This window comes from Blastopirellula marina DSM 3645, assembly GCF_000153105.1.
GTDB classification, from domain to species: Bacteria; Planctomycetota; Planctomycetia; order Pirellulales; family Pirellulaceae; genus Blastopirellula; species Blastopirellula marina.
In genome coordinates this window covers 1394514-1409497 of record NZ_CH672377.1, presented here as the reverse complement: position 1 = coordinate 1409497, position 14984 = coordinate 1394514, and the positions used below count along the sequence as shown (strand labels likewise).

Below are 14984 nucleotides of genomic sequence, written 5' to 3'. Positions count from 1 at the left end.
TTATTATGACGCCCAACGTCCAGCATCGCTTTCTTCACGTCGGCGGAAAGAAAACGCAATTGATGACCTTGGGAGCAGGTCCTCCGCTGGTCTATTTGCACTCGGCCGGCGGCGAAACCGAAGCGATCCCCTTTCACCACAAGTTAGCTGAGCACTACACCGTTTACGCGCCGGCGCACCCTGGTTTCGCTCTCAGCGAAGGGCTGAATGACATCCTCGACATTCACGATCTGGCTTGGCACTGCGTAGATTTGTTTGCGGCATTGGAGCTAGAGAACGTTCCGGTGGTCGGTTATTCGCTGGGCGCTTGGCTAGCGGTGGAGTTGGCGATTCTAAGACCGCAATTGGTCAGCCGACTAGGACTAATCTCCGCGGCCGGGTTGCATGTCGAAGGAGCGCCGATGGGAGAGCTGTTTATTGACGACTTTGACAAACTTCGCGAGTTGATCTTCTTCGATCCGAATAGTGCCGCGGCGCTGGAGACGACCCCCAGTTCGCCTGACGATTCGCGGATGTTGATGTGGCTGCGAGCGCGGGAAGCGACGGCCCGCGTCGGTTGGAATCCGTATTTGCACGATCCCAAACTTCCGCGACATCTGCACCGCGTTACGCAGCCGACGACGCTTGTTTGGGGCCGGCACGATAAAATGATCCCTCTAGCCCACGGCGAGTACTACGCCGAACATTTGCCCTGCGCAACGCTGCAGATCTTAGAAGCATGCGGCCACGGCGTGCCGTGGGAAAAGTGCGAGGAAGCGGCGGCATTGCTTGTGTAGCGTGGTGGACGCTACTGGCCGCCTTGCACTTTTTTCCGTTGCTGATCGGCCGCAGAAAGTTTGTGGGGCGTCAGTTCGTCCCCGTGCAGTTCGAGCTTGAGCGTGTTGCCTTTCACGTCGATCTGAAGTTCGGATTGGCTGTTGTACTCCGCAGGGATGAACTGAAAGAGGATCGGCTCCGGGTTCGGAATCCGGTCGGTTGGCGCCGTTTCACCAATCTTTTTGTGGGCGGTGACTTTTACTTGGCGCAGGCCGGGAAGAGTTCGCAGAGTGAACTTTCCCTGTTTGATCTCGGCGCTGGCGAACTGTCCAACGCCGCCGACCGGCGCTAGTTCGACATAGCCGTTTTCAATGGGTTGACCATTCCAAGTGGCGACTCCTTCTACTTGGTTCTTTCCGTCGCCGCTGCATCCAAGCGATGCAGCGAGCAATAGGATCGAGACGCAAGTGGTAAACCGCGCAGAGGGGATCGCCATCGGGTGGCTCCTCGAAGAAGAGAATAAGCGGAGTACGTTTCGTGAGAAAAGAGCAGGGCTTAGTAGTCGCCGACGACCTGGCCGTCGCTGCGCCCCCCCAGGTTTCGCCAAGTGGTGACGTTGATCGTTTCGGAAACAAACCGCACCGAGCCATCCGCCAGCGCCGCGTTCACGCCGCCGGTGTGCCAACTGCGCGCGGCGACCACATTGGCGCCCCAATCCCAATCGGCGTGCTGCGTGCACTTTGCCCCCATCGCGCCGCCCAAATTGGTATGGCAGCGATTGGTCCGATCGTTGGCGTCCGCATTGGGCGTCAAGTAAGTCGTGAAGCCGGCGCCCATCGCTACCTGCGTGCGTCCCATCGAACTCCAAACGTCTTGCTGCGTCGGGGTGATGATCTCAGAGACGAGCAGCGTGTTGGACAGGCCGTCGGTGGCGTCACGCAACTTGGCTCGTTTCTCCGGCACAAACATGCCGGCGGTGCCGGTGTAGCCGTCGACCACATTCCAAGGAGTACCGGAGTTGTAATTCGAGTCGCCATAGCAAACGACATAGTTGTGCAGCGCGTTTCTCCACTCGGGAACCGCTTCTTCCTGAATGTTCGTGTCGTCCGACGGACAGATCATCGTCTCCAGCAGATTGATGCGAGCATCTCCACCCCAGCCGATATTGCCGTTGATTTTGTTCGTGAAGTCGAGTTGTTCATACATGGCCGTCTGTTCGATGAACGGCAGGATGAAACCGTAGTACGACCATGAATCGCGTCCCCACGGGTCATTCCCCTGACTGCCGGGGGGAAGCTCGCGGAACGTATCATGAAAGTTGTGCTGAGCCAGAGCGATCTGCCGCATCTGATTAGTGCACTGCATGCGGCGAGCCGCTTCCCGCGCCTGCTGAACCGCGGGAAGCAGCAGTGCGATCAAGACGCCGATGATTGCGATGACCACCAGAAGTTCGACGAGCGTAAAACCGCGTCGAACTGATCGTAAAATTGGGAGAGTCGTATTAGGTTGCATAAGTCACCGATATAAAAGAAGAGAATGAACCGCGCAACATCCTCCTAGAAATCGACAAATGATTTCATGAGAGAGATTGAGTCGTAATTCGGAAAAGAGCGAAAGGGGTCGAAATCGAGGCTCCTGTCAGCGGCCGGTTTGTCGTCCGTTAAGTCGTGCTTAATGGTCGCCAGGTTTGGTGAAGGCAGCTTTCGTCGCTTCGTGCGCCAAGCTATTTCTTTAGACTATCAGCGCAAAAGCAGTGAAGTCCATGAACAATTGCGCTGCAGGCCTTCGATATTTCACATACTCCGCATGGGGAAATCTTATAATTTGTTGCTGAGGATAGTGGCAGTAAGGAATGGTAGACGCGTAGCTTTTGGTCCATAATTGTCTCCCCATGATCCGTGAGAGACGTGCCGGAAAAGCGTGATGCAGTTATTGTCGCCCGGGAATCGCGGTTGCTCTCGAAAGGAGCTGCCGTGATGAAAATTCCCACCATGCAAGGCGTCATCGATCGTCGAATCCTTGTCAACTTTCGAGTCGATGCCGATGTCCTTGCTCGGCAATTGCCCAGCCCTTTTCGTCCCCAACGGGTCGGGGAAATGGGGGTCGCCGGAATTTGTCTGATCCGATTGAAGCAGATTCGCCCGCTGGGGATGTCGAAATTCTTGGGCCTTGCCTCGGAAAACGGAGCGCATCGAATCGCGGTCGAGTGGGGTGAGTCGGGACGAACAAGGCAAGGAGTTTATATCCCGCGTCGCGACACTTCCTCGCGCTTGAACGCTTGGGTTGGTGGGCGACTATTTCCGGGTGAACATCACCATGCGCGGTTTGAAGTAGAAGAGCAGGGGAACGACTATCGAGTCGCCATGACCAGCGATGATGGCGCCGCTCATGTCGCCGTGGCGGGGCGTTTGACCGACGGTTTGCCGTCGAATTCGATCTTTGGATCGCTGCAAGCTGCGTCGGCGTTCTTTCAGGCCGGATCGCTCGGCTATTCGCCCACATCAACGCCGGACCAATATGACGGGCTCGAACTACGCACGTTCGCTTGGAACGTGGCGCCGCTATCGCTCGAACGGATGGAATCGAGCTTCTTTGACGACGCGGCGATTTTCCCCACTGACTCAATCACTTTGGATCATGCCTTGTTGATGCGAAATATTCCGCACCAATGGCAGGGGCGAGCGGCGATTCAAGGATTGTCGGAATCATGCGCTTAAATAGGATCATCTGGCGATTAATGGCGTGCACGAAAGGTCGCTAGGGGAAATAGCCGGCACAAATTGTGGGTGTTCAATCGATGTTTTCAGGACGTTCGTTGACCTAGGTTCGCCGGTTGTTAGAATCCTGTACGGCGCCGGTATGGTCATCTCGCAAAATCTTTGAGTTTTTTTCTCATTTATATCGCCCGATCGGAACACATTAGGCCGCATCTGGGGTTTGATATGTCACAATGTCTACCAAGCTTCTGTTTGAAGTTGTGATTCCGCCGGTCGGCGAGGTTTTTGAATTATCAGTCTGTTCTTCCCCCAAGGCGTCCGCTTGATCCTGCGAGCTGGACAAGGAGCGAAAATGAAAAACGCGAATCGGCTTCGCAATGTTCGTACAAACTCATTCGGCTTTACGCTGGTCGAGTTGCTGGTGGTGATTGCGATTATCGGCGTCTTGATCGCGCTGTTGTTGCCTGCCGTGCAGCAGGCCCGCGAAGCGGCTCGCCGGATGCAGTGCACCAACAATCTGAAGCAACACGGTTTGGCCCTACACAACTACCATGACACTCACAAAGCGTTTCCACCGGCAACGATCAATCCGGGGTGTCGAGATTGCGACGATATCACAACCGGAAACTGGGACGGAAATGTTCGCAACACGACGTTTCAGCTGATGATCTTGCCGTTTCTGGAACAAGGGAATCTGTACGACAAAATTGACTTCCGATACCCGGTTGGTCTTTCGGCGCATGCAGACATGACCGATCCAGTCGCTGCTGATGCGACGAACAATATGAATGCGATCAAAGATGTCCATCTGGATGTTTTTGCATGTCCTTCTGATCCCGGAGATCTGCCCGGAACGAATACGTCTTCTTCCGATCACTACTACACCACCAAGTATTCCCGCACAAGTTACGGCGTGATTACTCAAGGTTGGGATGACAATTCCCACAACCCAAACTTGCTCTGGGGATCGAGCGCGAACACGTCGAATCTCCGTCCTGCATTCGGGACCAATGGTTCAAGTAAAATTCGCGACATCATCGACGGCACGAGCAACTCATTGCTGCTTTGTGAAACGCGAATGACGAAATCGTCGACGAATTACGGTCCCTACTGGGGAACTTGGACGAATACCTACTGGCTTAAAATGACCAGCGGAATCAATTCAACCTATGTCGACACCACCACGGGAATTGACTCGAAAAAGCCCTATGCATGGACCCCGGGAAGCCATCATCCAGGCGGCTGCAATTCGTTATTTGCCGACGCGTCGGTTCACTTTTTAAGTGAAACCGCAGATTCAAATACGTTGTACAACCTTGCCAAAATCGCCGACGGCAACGTCTTGGGCGAATACTAAGAAAGGAAATTGTCGTCCGATGAAGGAAACCTCGATCCAGAAGACAATGCCCATGCTCACTCGCGTGATGCTGTTCGCAATACTCACGATATCACTTGGAGCAGGCTGTTTGGGCCGCGACGCGTCGCACCCCGATCTTGCCGAAGTGACCGGTGTTGTCACCGTTAACGGCAAGCCGGTTCAAAATGTTGCCGTTGTGTTCAACCCCGAGGCCGGAGGCCATGCGTCTCGTGGAACAACCGACGCTGAAGGGAAGTTTCAACTGAAATATTCCGGCAGCGCAGCTGGGGCAACCTTGGGACGACATGACGTCCTGTTCATTTACAACGACGCCGACGGCCCAGCGAATGTGCTGCCTCGCAAGTACGCTGATCAAACGGCCAGTATGAATGCCGAAGTCACTCAAGAAGGCCCCAACGAGTTTACGTTTGACTTGAAGGGGAGGTAGATTCGCCGTTGCAAGAACCATCTATAGCATGACCGCGAAGTCGTCAGGGAAATCCTCTGACGACTTTTTTTGTGTCGAGAGGTGCTCGTCTTTTGAGCCAAACTTCGTTGGCAATCCAGCGATTTTATCGTGAGGTTCGATCGAACTGGGGCATGACACGCTGACGCGAAATATCTCGCTCCAACAATGGCAAGAGCGACCAGTGCTTCAAAGAGTGTCGGAATCTGTCCCCCTTAATCGCAGCGAATTAATAATTAGAGGCGCGCGGCGTTGATCATCCTGGCGAGGCCCCAAAAAATAAACTGGTTGTCCTGTGTTTTTTTCTGGGTATTTGTTGACCTAGGTCTGTCGGTGGGTAAAATCCCCCTATAGGGTTGATTTTGCTGCACAAAAGAATTGAGTTTTTTTTCATTTATAGGGCCTGTTCAGGCCGCATTAACTCTTTTCTGGGGGCTCGTAGCTCCACAATCCCAATATGGCTACTGTACGAAGCCGTAGTCCTGGGTGTAATCCAAGGCATTCTATTCTTATTTTTTTATAGTCTTGACGTCCGTTTGGTCCTTCGAGGCGGACAAGGAGCGAAAATGAAAAACGCGAATCGGCTTCGCAATGTTCGTACAAACTCAATCGGTTTTACGCTGGTCGAGTTGCTGGTGGTGATTGCGATTATCGGCGTCTTGATCGCGCTGTTGTTGCCTGCCGTGCAACAGGCCCGCGAAGCGGCTCGCCGAATGCAGTGCACCAGCAATCTGAAGCAGATTGGTTTGGCGCTGCACAACTACCATGACACGCACGGGGCGTTTCCTCCGGCGGTCATCAATCCAGGTTGTAATCATTGCAACATTGATGAAATCCCGACCGGAAATTGGGACGGTAACGTTCGTAACACGACGTTTCAGTTGATGATCTTGCCGTTCCTTGAACAAGGAAATCTCTACGACAAGATCGACTTCCGGTACGCGGTCGGGCTCTCTGCGTCCACCGACACGACTGGTGTAGCAGCTCCGGTTGAGACCGCGCAGGTGACCAGCAACATGAACGCGATCAAAAATGTGCAAATCGACGCCTTCGTTTGTCCCTCGGACCCGGGCGATGTACCGGGCAAGAACACAAATAGCCACTATCAACAAAAGGACTATCGCCGTACGAGCTACGGGACTCTGACTCGCCGATGGCAGGACAATAGCCAAATCAAAAACATGGTCTGGGGCGCTTCGCTCAATACTTCGTCAGAACGACCTGCTTTCGGCGTGAACGGCTCCAGCAAAATTCGCGACATCACGGATGGTACGAGCAATTCATTCCTGTTGTGTGAAAGTCGCATGCTCAAGTCGGGAGATTACTTCGGACCCTTTTGGGGAACCTGGACGAACACGTACTGGCTCTATTTGTCGATGGGCGTCAATACAACTCGGATTGAGTCAGGGGTCGACACGAAAAAGCCGTACGCATGGACTCCGGGCAGCAATCATCCCGGTGGGTTAAATATGCTCTTCACGGATGCTTCGGTTCATTTTTTAAGCGACACGACGAATGCGACTACCCTCAACAATCTCACAAGCATCTCCGATGGCAACGTCTTAGGGGAATACTAAGGAATCGCACTCATGCAGACATCAATTTCAAAGCTTTCTCGTTTGCTGCTGTGCGCGGCGGTCATTGTCGGGCTTGGCGCCGGATGTGCTGGACGGAACTCCAATTATCCAGAACTTGCCGAGGTAACCGGCGCGGTCACCGTCAACGGCAAGCCGGTTGAGAATGTGTCGATAATGTTCGATCCAGAATCTGGGGGGCATGCTTCACATGGCTTGACCGACGCCGCTGGGAAATTTCGTTTGAAATACACCGGCAGTACCCACGGCGCCGAGTTGGGGCCGCATAAAGTGACATTTATCTACGGCGACGCTGATGGGCCAGCGGACGTACTGCCGCGCAAATACGCTGATCAAACTTCCAGCATGAATGCCGAAGTTACCCAGGAAGGTCCAAACGAGTTTACGTTTGATCTGAAGGGAAAATAACCGCGCGGCTTTCAGCATTCAGAACCGCAGCAAAGCAAGTCGTCTGCAATCGTGCTGACGACTTGTTTGGTTTCTTGCCCCATTCCTCCGCACAGTAAGAGCGGCGCTACACGCGGAATATCCTTTTGATCGAATTCAAGATCCAAGTCCGCGTTAGCCATTGCAGCGAGAATAGCTCGGCCATTCGAACGACGAAGCCCGGCCGCCATGGTTCATTCAGTTCCTGATCGTCGTAGTCGTCCATGTCGAGAAACAGGTCGGCTGCGCCGCAGCTTACGCTGATCACGTCGCCGGGCAGTCCGCCGTGATCAATCTGCTGAGCGTTGAGTCCGTAGAGAATTCGGTCTTCGCCTGTTAGGCGATAACGATACGGCTCTCGGCTATGGGGATCCAGCGGAACTGCCGACAAGTATTCAGGCGCCAAATCCTCGAGCAGTGGTGGATAGTATCCGCCGCTTTCGCGCCATCGGATCATGAGCGCCAGCTCAATTCGCAACAGTCGCTGCAGCGATAAAATTCGCAGGTCCGGCTCTTCGAATTGCTGCTTGCGGCGGGACAGGGCTTCTCCAGGCGTGCCGCTGTGAAATTCGCGAAATGCGTGCTCGGCGATGCGCCGCTCTTCCGCATCTAATTCGGTGGCGTAGAGAATGTCCTTTGATTCTTCGGTGGTTTTCGGGATTTTGGCGCCGAAGTTCGCATCCCACACCGCGTCGCGGTCCGCAATCGCACCGTAGGGTTCTCGCGCGGCTTCGTGCATTTCCACATATCGAATGATCTCTCGCCGTAATTCGCGGGGGATTATATGGCGCAGGCGTCGCAAGCGGTGCATGCCGCAGCCTTCGACCGCAACCGAGACGAGATAGTCAGTCATCAGTCCGCCGTTTCGCACAGCCAACCCAAGGCGAAAGCAATATTTGGCCTCGTCGACGGCGCCAGCCAGGTCGTCGCGGCGTTCGTGTGCTTCTGAAGAGCGTAGGAGGACGCGGGCCAGATTGCGAATTACTTGGAGATTTTCGAAAGCGGCTCGCCAGCTTGGGCCATTTTCGGGCGTCCGATTTCGGCATGGCTGCAGCAGAAGTTCGCGAATCGTGATCATCGAAGTTCGCTGGGCGGCAAGGTAGTTGTCGACTTCTTCGTCGGTCGGATCGTCGATCGGCGGTTCGATCTCTGGCAGCTGCCGGGCGACTTCGACAAGTCTTGAGAATCGGCGGATCGCGTTCATGGCTGGTTTTCCGGGTGACGGCGGCGATCGATTTCCGGCTTATTTTAAAGTTCGCCCCTCGGAATTGCGAGGAAATGGGGGAGCTGCAGCGACGTTGGAAGTTCGGTCGTACGCCAAGTCCGTCGTAGTTGTCCCAGTTTATTGCTCATTGCAGCGATTTCGCAGCCTGCGTGGGGGTAGCGCGGTTGATTGGACTTGACAAATTTGCTATTTTTTCCTGTTCTCGCCCGATTGTTGACGGTTGATAAGGCGCCGTGTGGCGCCGCCCCGATCGGGTACGTAGTTCATTAACTTTTGGAGCCGAACGAGCGGCAGGCCGGGTTGCCCGCAAGTTTTAGGCTAGGTGTTTCCCTTTTTCGTATGGTAAATCGTAATCTCATTCGTAACTTGGAAAGCGACGATACTCTGACGTCGCTGATCGATAACTGGGTTCAAGACGCGGAAGCGAACGTTTTCGATGAGTTTGAGCACGAAGAGTCTGTAGAGCTGAATAAAATCGTCGATGGGACCATTCTACGGGTCGACGACGAATTCGTGCTGATCGATGTCGGCGGCAAGAGCGAAGGCAGCATTCCCCGCGACGAGTGGGACGAAGAAGACGAAGATCCGCCGAAAATCGGCGACAAAATCAAGGTCCTCGTTGAAGATATCGAAGACGAGTTTGGCCGCACCGACGATCCTCACGGCATGATCACGCTGAGCAAGCGCAAAGCTCAGAAGATCATCGAGTGGGACACGACCATGTCTTCGATCGAAGAAGGCAATGTTGTCGAAGGTACCGTCGTCCGCAAAATCAAGGGCGGTTTGTTGGTCGATATCGGCGTGAACGTCTTCCTGCCCGCCAGCCAGGTCGATATCCGCCGTCCGTCCGACATCGCCGACTACATCGGCAAGAAGGTCGAGTGCGAAGTCCTCAAGATCGACGAAGAACGCCGCAATATTGTGGTGAGCCGTCGTTCGCTGATTGAGAAGAAGCGTCAGAAAGACCGCGATTCGCTGTTGCAAGAGTTGGAAATTGGTCAGCGCCGCAAAGGCGTGGTCAAGAACATCGCCGACTTCGGTGCGTTCGTCGACCTGGGCGGCATCGACGGTCTGTTGCACATCACCGACATGAGCTGGGGCCGGATTGGTCACCCGACCGAAGTGGTGAAGATCGACGACGAAGTCGAAGTTCAGATTTTGAACATCGATCACGAACGTCAGAAAATCGCCCTCGGCATGAAGCAGATGCAGCCGAGCCCATGGGACGGCGTCGAAGGGAAGTACCCGGTTGGATCGAAGGTTCGCGGTCAGGTCGTCAACGTGATGAGCTACGGCGCCTTTGTGAAGCTGGAAGAGGGGATCGAAGGCCTGGTTCACATCAGCGAAATGTCGTGGACCAAGCGGATCAGTCACCCGAGCGAAGTGGTCAACATCGGCGACGAAATCGACGTCGTCGTGTTGGGCATTAACAAAGAGAAGCAAGAGATCTCGCTCGGCATGAAGCAGACCCAGTCGAATCCCTGGGAAAACATCAAAGAGCGTTATCCGGTCGAATCGATCGTCAAAGGCAAAGTTCGCAACCTTACCAATTACGGCGCCTTCGTCGAGCTGGAAGAGGGGATCGACGGCCTGTTGCACGTTTCGGACATGTCGTGGACCCGCAAGATCGGTCACCCCAGCGAAATGCTGGAAAAGGGCCAAGAAGTGGAATGCAAAGTCCTCAACATCGAAGAAGACCGTCGTCGCATCGCGCTTGGGCTGAAGCAAATGGATCTTGATCCGTGGGCCAGCAGCATTCCGGATAAATACCAACCCAACCAGTTGGTCAAAGGCAAAGTCACCAAGATCACCAACTTCGGCGTTTTCGTCGGACTGGAAGATGGCTTGGAAGGCTTGCTCCACATTTCGGAATTGGCCGACGAAAAGGTCGAGAATCCCGAAGACGTGGTCAAGGTTGGCGACGACATCGAAGTGAAGATCCTGCGAGTCGACACCGACGAACGCAAGATCGGACTATCGCGCAAACGCGTTCAATGGGCTGCCGAAGACGAAGCGGCCGCTGCGGCTGCCGAAGCGACTGCCGAGAAGGATCAGCAAGAGCTGAAGGGGGGCCTTGGTTCCTCGGGGCCGCTGTTCAGCGCCAGCGCTCCGACAGAAGAAGCCGAAGCGAAGCCCGAAGCGGCCGAAGCGGAAGCAGAACCCGCCGAAGCCGAAGCAACGACCGAAGAAGCCGATGCGGAAGCGAAGCCCGCTGAAGCGGAAGCGGAAACCAAGAACGAAGAAGGCTAAAACCGAACCTTCCGGCTCGCTTATCGCCCCGATTTGGGGCGGCAATCGGTAAAACTATCACGACCCCAACGAGTCAATCGTTGGGGTCGTTTTTTTTGCGCCTCTCCGAACCTCCCGCACATCCGGTTCACCTGCGCCGTTTTGCCGGAGGGTTGAGATTTGGAGACAAATTCGACGATAGCATCCTAAGTGCCAGCAACGCCCTCCCCCGCACCGTGAGCTATCGGACGATATGGCGACTCAACAGAAAAAAGAGATCAAGGAAGAATCAGTTCAGAGCCCGCTGGAGACGTACCTGCGCGAAATCAACGAAACGGCCCTCTTGTCCGCCAAAGACGAGAAAGACCTCGCGAAGTTGATTGGTGAAGGCGACGTCAATGCGCGGGACCGTATGGTTCGGGCGAATTTGCGATTGGTGGTGAACATCGCTCGTGGATACACCGGCAAAGGACTGGGTCTGCAAGACTTGATCGAAGAAGGCAATCTTGGACTACTGCGAGCGGTCGAAGGCTTTGACCCGGCGATGGGTACGCGTTTTAGCACGTACGCTAGCTACTGGATCAAGCAGTCGATCAAACGAGCTTTGATCAACTGCGCCAAAACGATTCGCATTCCGGCCTACATGGTCGAACTGCTGTCCAAATGGCGTCGTGCGACCAATCGCTTGACCGAAGAACTCGGGCGCACGCCGACTCCGGAAGAGATTGCCCGCGTGTTAGGGCTGCCGAAGAAGAAGCTGCCGATCATCAAAAAAGCGATCAAGATCTACAACTCGACTCCCCAGACCGATCAAGCCGATAGCGGCTGGTCGCTGGGCGAGATGGTGATGGACGATCGTCTGAAGAACCCCGAAGACGAGATGGTCGAGCATGACGACCTGAAGAACGTTATGCAGATGCTGAAAACGATGGACGGCCGCGAGGCGACCGTGCTGCGGATGCGTTTTGGTCTGGAAGGAATGGACCCGCACACGCTAAAAGAGATCGGCGAGAAGCTCGGTCTGACGCGTGAACGCGTTCGCCAAATCGAGACCGAGGCGCTCGGCAAATTGGCCGAAGGCTTGCAAGATCCGCGCGAACGAGAGCTGGAAGGCCCGTTTCGTCGCCGCCTGGCTCGCCGCTAGTCCCTACGGCGGCCAGGGGCCCTGACTTTCGCCCTCTGGCCAAACCGCGTATATTCACCACCTGAGCGCTCGTCATTCAGGTGGTCTTTTTTTGCGCGCAGTGAGTATCGATGAAACCAATCCAGCTCGAAGATTACATCCGTGATATCACCGACTTTCCCAAGCCGGGCATCCTGTTTAAAGATATCACGCCGCTGTTGGCCGACCCGACGGCGTTTGAAGCGGCGATCGACAAGATGGCGGCTCACTACCAAGGGAAGAAGATCGATGTAATCGTCGCGGCCGAAGCCCGCGGCTTTATCTTCGCCGCGCCGTTGCCCCTCAAGCTGGGCGTCGGCTTCGTCCCGGTTCGCAAGCCTGGCAAGCTGCCGTTTAGCACGCATTCGTTTCAGTACGAGCTAGAGTACGGCACTGACACGCTTGAGATTCATATCGACGGCGTTTCCGAAGGTCAGAACGTTCTGTTGGTGGACGATCTGTTGGCGACCGGCGGCACGATCAAAGCCTGTGCGAACCTGGTCGAGCGAATCGGCGCGACCGTGGCCGGTTGCTGCTTTTTGATCGAACTGAAGTTTCTGGACGGTGCGGCCAAAGTGGCTCCGCACGAATGCTTCAGCTTAATCGAATATTAGTCTGCCAATTGGAGAGCGACGGATGAAAGAGTCTGTGATCCTCCGCGAGCAGCCAAACTTGTTCGAGACGAAAGTCGCGATCCTCGAAGTGGATGGGGACAACGACAGCATTTATCTGTACGTCTTTCCGCCGCAAACGCCGCGCGAAATTCATGCGTTGTGGGTCGCCAACAGCACTAACCGTGACGCGGCGCAGGTCGAAGAGCAGATGAGCGCCGCGCTTCCCCCGCGACTGCCGCATGCGCAAATCAATGCGGCTGCGGTGATCACCGATCTAGAGCCCGATAACTGGGACGTCCGCTGGAGTCTTGATCAGCAAAGCGTCGCAGTATGGCACTTAGATAAAATCGTCGCGATCATGCCATCTTGGGGCCCCGGCAATCGCTTCGCCGGTTTTGCTCGCGGCTGTACGGCCGAAACGGCGGTTGCGTGGCCGTTGACCGACGAGAACATGCTGCTCACGCAATTCGCGGCGGAAGACACGTTCTTGCGCAACTGGAACGCATCCTCTTGGAAATCGATCCAGCAAGCGACGCTCCACAGTTACACGTCGCAGCACGTCAGCGAAATTCGTTACTTCGCCGCCGATCAAGGAAAGTGGCCCCCTCTGGCGATCACCCTCTCCAGCAGCGCCGGACGCAGTTTTATCGCGACTGCGGGGATGGCGATCTTACCGATGCCTGGCCCTGAGAACGCCAGTGAAGAGTCGCCCTCGCGGCGCATCGAACTGGGGCTTCTTATCGAGACGACCGAAGCCGACCAAACGGTCTGCGGACAGCTGTCGAGCTGGGCCCGCTATCCATGGCGATATGCAACGCATTTCGATCATGGGCATACCATCTCGACCGAAGTTTTCCAGCAAATCGCGCCCCGCTTCACGCACATGGCGATCGCCGAGAAGGCGAGCTTCCTGCCGTCGATCGAGTTGCCGCAACTGGCCGACGAGCAACCTCGGTTCCTCTATCTGATCCCGATCACCGCCGCCGAACAGAAAATGGCCGAGAATCGAGGGACCACGCGCCTGTTGGAATTGCTAGAGGCCTCCCCTGCCCCGCTCTCTTTGCAGCGCGACGCGGTGGCGTAGTTATTGCCCTGTCATTATTTTTCGAGCCGCAGTTAGGCTCGCTCACGCGACGCTTGAATCGCCGTAAACGCCTCGTCCAAGCGGCGATTCAATTCTGCCAACAGCTCTTCATCCGACATGGTTTGCAGCGTCTCATGCGAAATCGGCGGCGCGATCCGGATATGGATGACGCTGCGTTGCGGGAGCTTGGCCTGTTTGGGCCAAGCGTCAAACGCGCCGTCGACGGCAATCGGGATGATCGGCACGCCGCCGCGTCGCGCAAGCGGAATAAAGCCCGACTTCAGCGGGCCGATTTTTCCGTCGGGAGTGCGTGTTCCTTCGGGAAAGATCAGGACTAGCTCGCCACGCTTCAGTCGCTTCAACGTTTCTTTCAAGCCAGCAAGTCCCGACCCGTCACGATCGACGGGGATCGAATCGAGGGATTGGATGATCCAACTCAAGGGAAACTTGAAGAGGGACTGTCGCGCCAGAAAATTGAGTCGTCGATCGCAGGTGAGCCCGATCAAGAGCGGATCGAGATAGCTTTGATGGTTCGGGCAGACCAAGCCGCCGCCGTCGGTGGGCCAGTTCTCGCGGCCATAGACACGGATGCGGAACAGGCAGATGCCGCTCATCCGCGCAAACACGCGTAGTGCGTCATACCAGAGTCGTTTCGCGAGCGAGCGCCCGGCCTTCGATGCTTCTTTGCTCATGTTAGCGTGAAGCTCGCCGTTGCTCGATGATGCCGATCAAACGCTGGATCACTTCTTCCGGCGTCATCCCGTCGGTAGACAATTCAATGGCATCGCTCGCTTTGCGCAGCGGGCCGACAGTTCGACTGGAGTCTTCTTTGTCGCGGCGATTTTGTTGCGTTAGAATGTCGTCAAAATCGGCCGTGACTCCGCGCGACGCCAGATCAGCGACGCGGCGCCGTGCACGTTCTTCCGGCGATGCGGTCAGGTAGACCTTGCACTCGGCATGCGGAAAAACGACGGTTCCTTGGTCCCGGCCTTCGGTGACCAGGTCTTTCTCGCGGCCGAACTGCTGTTGTAGCTGGACCAGATGCATCCGGACGGCGGTGTTCGCCGCGGCGTAGCGCGTCGCTTGGGTGACTTCGGGCGAACGAATGTCGTCTGTTGCGTCCGAGCCATCGACCAGCACGCGTCCGCCGGCCAGATCGATGCAGATATTTTGGGCGACATCGGCGACGGACGAGTCGTCGGTCAGGTCGCGACCTTGCCGGATGACAGCCCATGCGACGGCGCGATACATCGCGCCGGTATCGAGAAACTCGAATCCAAGTTGCTCGGCGACTTGACGCGAGATCGAGCTTTTTCCGGCTCCGGCGGGCCCATCAATGGTGACGATCATCGC

The 14984-nt window shown here is 55.7% G+C and carries 15 protein-coding genes; 10 read left to right on the top strand and 5 right to left on the bottom strand.

Translation table 11 applies throughout. The features are described from left to right. Positions 1 to 5 precede the first annotated feature (5 nt). The gene (locus tag DSM3645_RS24760; protein WP_002655371.1) at positions 6 to 776 is read left to right on the top strand and encodes an alpha/beta fold hydrolase; all 771 of its coding nucleotides are present in this window, start codon (positions 6 to 8) and stop codon (positions 774 to 776) included. Between the two features lie 11 nt (positions 777 to 787). Here DSM3645_RS24760 and DSM3645_RS24755 read toward each other — a convergent pair whose 3' ends face one another. Together DSM3645_RS24755 and DSM3645_RS24750 are read right to left on the bottom strand one after the other, a co-directional pair. Then, a complete protein-coding gene (locus tag DSM3645_RS24755; RefSeq protein WP_002655370.1) occupies positions 788 to 1252 on the bottom strand; it encodes a hypothetical protein in 465 nt (154 codons plus the stop codon). Between the two features lie 59 nt (positions 1253 to 1311). After that, the gene (locus tag DSM3645_RS24750; protein WP_002655369.1) at positions 1312 to 2268 is read right to left on the bottom strand and encodes a DUF1559 family PulG-like putative transporter; all 957 of its coding nucleotides are present in this window, start codon (positions 2266 to 2268) and stop codon (positions 1312 to 1314) included. Positions 2269 to 2732: 464 nt separating this feature from the next. On the opposite strand from DSM3645_RS24750, the gene DSM3645_RS24745 reads away from it, so the two are divergent. The 5 genes from DSM3645_RS24745 to DSM3645_RS24725 all read left to right on the top strand — a co-directional run bounded on the left by DSM3645_RS24745 (position 2733) and on the right by DSM3645_RS24725 (position 7299). Then, positions 2733 to 3473 (top strand): DUF2071 domain-containing protein, encoded by a 741-nt coding sequence (locus DSM3645_RS24745; protein ID WP_040352992.1) that lies wholly within the window; start codon positions 2733 to 2735, stop codon positions 3471 to 3473. A 352-nt stretch (positions 3474 to 3825) separates the two neighbouring features. Then, positions 3826 to 4830: a DUF1559 family PulG-like putative transporter gene (locus tag DSM3645_RS24740; protein ID WP_002655367.1), complete on the top strand. Its 1005-nt coding sequence runs from the start codon at positions 3826 to 3828 to the stop codon at positions 4828 to 4830. Positions 4831 to 4876: 46 nt separating this feature from the next. Then, positions 4877 to 5278, top strand: a complete 402-nt coding sequence (locus DSM3645_RS28985; protein WP_237564929.1) for an Ig-like domain-containing protein — start codon at positions 4877 to 4879, stop codon at positions 5276 to 5278. Between the two features lie 584 nt (positions 5279 to 5862). Further along, positions 5863 to 6873, top strand: a complete 1011-nt coding sequence (locus DSM3645_RS24730) for a DUF1559 domain-containing protein (RefSeq protein ID WP_040352991.1) — start codon at positions 5863 to 5865, stop codon at positions 6871 to 6873. Between the two features lie 12 nt (positions 6874 to 6885). Beyond that, positions 6886 to 7299, top strand: a complete 414-nt coding sequence (locus DSM3645_RS24725; protein WP_040352990.1) for a carboxypeptidase regulatory-like domain-containing protein — start codon at positions 6886 to 6888, stop codon at positions 7297 to 7299. Between the two features lie 106 nt (positions 7300 to 7405). Here the strand turns inward: DSM3645_RS24725 and DSM3645_RS24720 are convergent, their stop codons facing one another. Beyond that, complete coding sequence (locus tag DSM3645_RS24720) at positions 7406 to 8521, bottom strand: hypothetical protein (protein WP_002655363.1); 1116 nt, start codon at positions 8519 to 8521, stop codon at positions 7406 to 7408. A 360-nt stretch (positions 8522 to 8881) separates the two neighbouring features. Here DSM3645_RS24720 and DSM3645_RS24715 point away from each other — a divergent pair, with 360 nt between their 5' ends. The 4 genes from DSM3645_RS24715 to DSM3645_RS24700 all read left to right on the top strand — a co-directional run bounded on the left by DSM3645_RS24715 (position 8882) and on the right by DSM3645_RS24700 (position 13631). Further along, the gene (locus tag DSM3645_RS24715) at positions 8882 to 10792 is read left to right on the top strand and encodes a 30S ribosomal protein S1 (RefSeq protein WP_002655362.1); all 1911 of its coding nucleotides are present in this window, start codon (positions 8882 to 8884) and stop codon (positions 10790 to 10792) included. Positions 10793 to 11024: 232 nt separating this feature from the next. Further along, complete coding sequence (locus tag DSM3645_RS24710; RefSeq protein WP_002655361.1) at positions 11025 to 11915, top strand: sigma-70 family RNA polymerase sigma factor; 891 nt, start codon at positions 11025 to 11027, stop codon at positions 11913 to 11915. A gap of 110 nt (positions 11916 to 12025) precedes the next feature. Beyond that, positions 12026 to 12547, top strand: a complete 522-nt coding sequence (locus DSM3645_RS24705; RefSeq protein WP_002655360.1) for an adenine phosphoribosyltransferase — start codon at positions 12026 to 12028, stop codon at positions 12545 to 12547. A gap of 22 nt (positions 12548 to 12569) precedes the next feature. Beyond that, a complete protein-coding gene (locus DSM3645_RS24700) occupies positions 12570 to 13631 on the top strand; it encodes a suppressor of fused domain protein (RefSeq protein WP_002655359.1) in 1062 nt (353 codons plus the stop codon). Positions 13632 to 13663: 32 nt separating this feature from the next. On the opposite strand, the gene DSM3645_RS28980 is transcribed toward DSM3645_RS24700, so the two are convergent. Together DSM3645_RS28980 and cmk are read right to left on the bottom strand one after the other, a co-directional pair. Next, positions 13664 to 14323: a lysophospholipid acyltransferase family protein gene (locus DSM3645_RS28980; RefSeq protein WP_002655358.1), complete on the bottom strand. Its 660-nt coding sequence runs from the start codon at positions 14321 to 14323 to the stop codon at positions 13664 to 13666. Between the two features lies 1 nt (position 14324). Next, positions 14325 to 14981, bottom strand: a complete 657-nt coding sequence (gene cmk / locus DSM3645_RS24690; protein ID WP_002655357.1) for a (d)CMP kinase — start codon at positions 14979 to 14981, stop codon at positions 14325 to 14327. Positions 14982 to 14984 lie beyond the last annotated feature (3 nt).

Excerpts from the sequence above, each read along its gene's own strand:
- DSM3645_RS24760 (WP_002655371.1), top strand. The coding sequence starts at position 6 with ATGACGCCCAACGTCCAGCATCGCTTTCTTCACGTCGGCGGAAAGAAA.
- DSM3645_RS24755 (WP_002655370.1), bottom strand. The coding sequence starts at position 1,252 with ATGGCGATCCCCTCTGCGCGGTTTACCACTTGCGTCTCGATCCTATTG.
- DSM3645_RS24750 (WP_002655369.1), bottom strand. The coding sequence starts at position 2,268 with ATGCAACCTAATACGACTCTCCCAATTTTACGATCAGTTCGACGCGGT.
- DSM3645_RS24745 (WP_040352992.1), top strand. The coding sequence starts at position 2,733 with ATGAAAATTCCCACCATGCAAGGCGTCATCGATCGTCGAATCCTTGTC.
- DSM3645_RS24740 (WP_002655367.1), top strand. The coding sequence starts at position 3,826 with ATGAAAAACGCGAATCGGCTTCGCAATGTTCGTACAAACTCATTCGGC.
- DSM3645_RS28985 (WP_237564929.1), top strand. The coding sequence starts at position 4,877 with ATGCCCATGCTCACTCGCGTGATGCTGTTCGCAATACTCACGATATCA.
- DSM3645_RS24730 (WP_040352991.1), top strand. The coding sequence starts at position 5,863 with ATGAAAAACGCGAATCGGCTTCGCAATGTTCGTACAAACTCAATCGGT.
- DSM3645_RS24725 (WP_040352990.1), top strand. The coding sequence starts at position 6,886 with ATGCAGACATCAATTTCAAAGCTTTCTCGTTTGCTGCTGTGCGCGGCG.
- DSM3645_RS24720 (WP_002655363.1), bottom strand. The coding sequence starts at position 8,521 with ATGAACGCGATCCGCCGATTCTCAAGACTTGTCGAAGTCGCCCGGCAG.
- DSM3645_RS24715 (WP_002655362.1), top strand. The coding sequence starts at position 8,882 with ATGGTAAATCGTAATCTCATTCGTAACTTGGAAAGCGACGATACTCTG.
- DSM3645_RS24710 (WP_002655361.1), top strand. The coding sequence starts at position 11,025 with ATGGCGACTCAACAGAAAAAAGAGATCAAGGAAGAATCAGTTCAGAGC.
- DSM3645_RS24705 (WP_002655360.1), top strand. The coding sequence starts at position 12,026 with ATGAAACCAATCCAGCTCGAAGATTACATCCGTGATATCACCGACTTT.
- DSM3645_RS24700 (WP_002655359.1), top strand. The coding sequence starts at position 12,570 with ATGAAAGAGTCTGTGATCCTCCGCGAGCAGCCAAACTTGTTCGAGACG.
- DSM3645_RS28980 (WP_002655358.1), bottom strand. The coding sequence starts at position 14,323 with ATGAGCAAAGAAGCATCGAAGGCCGGGCGCTCGCTCGCGAAACGACTC.
- cmk (WP_002655357.1), bottom strand. The coding sequence starts at position 14,981 with ATGATCGTCACCATTGATGGGCCCGCCGGAGCCGGAAAAAGCTCGATC.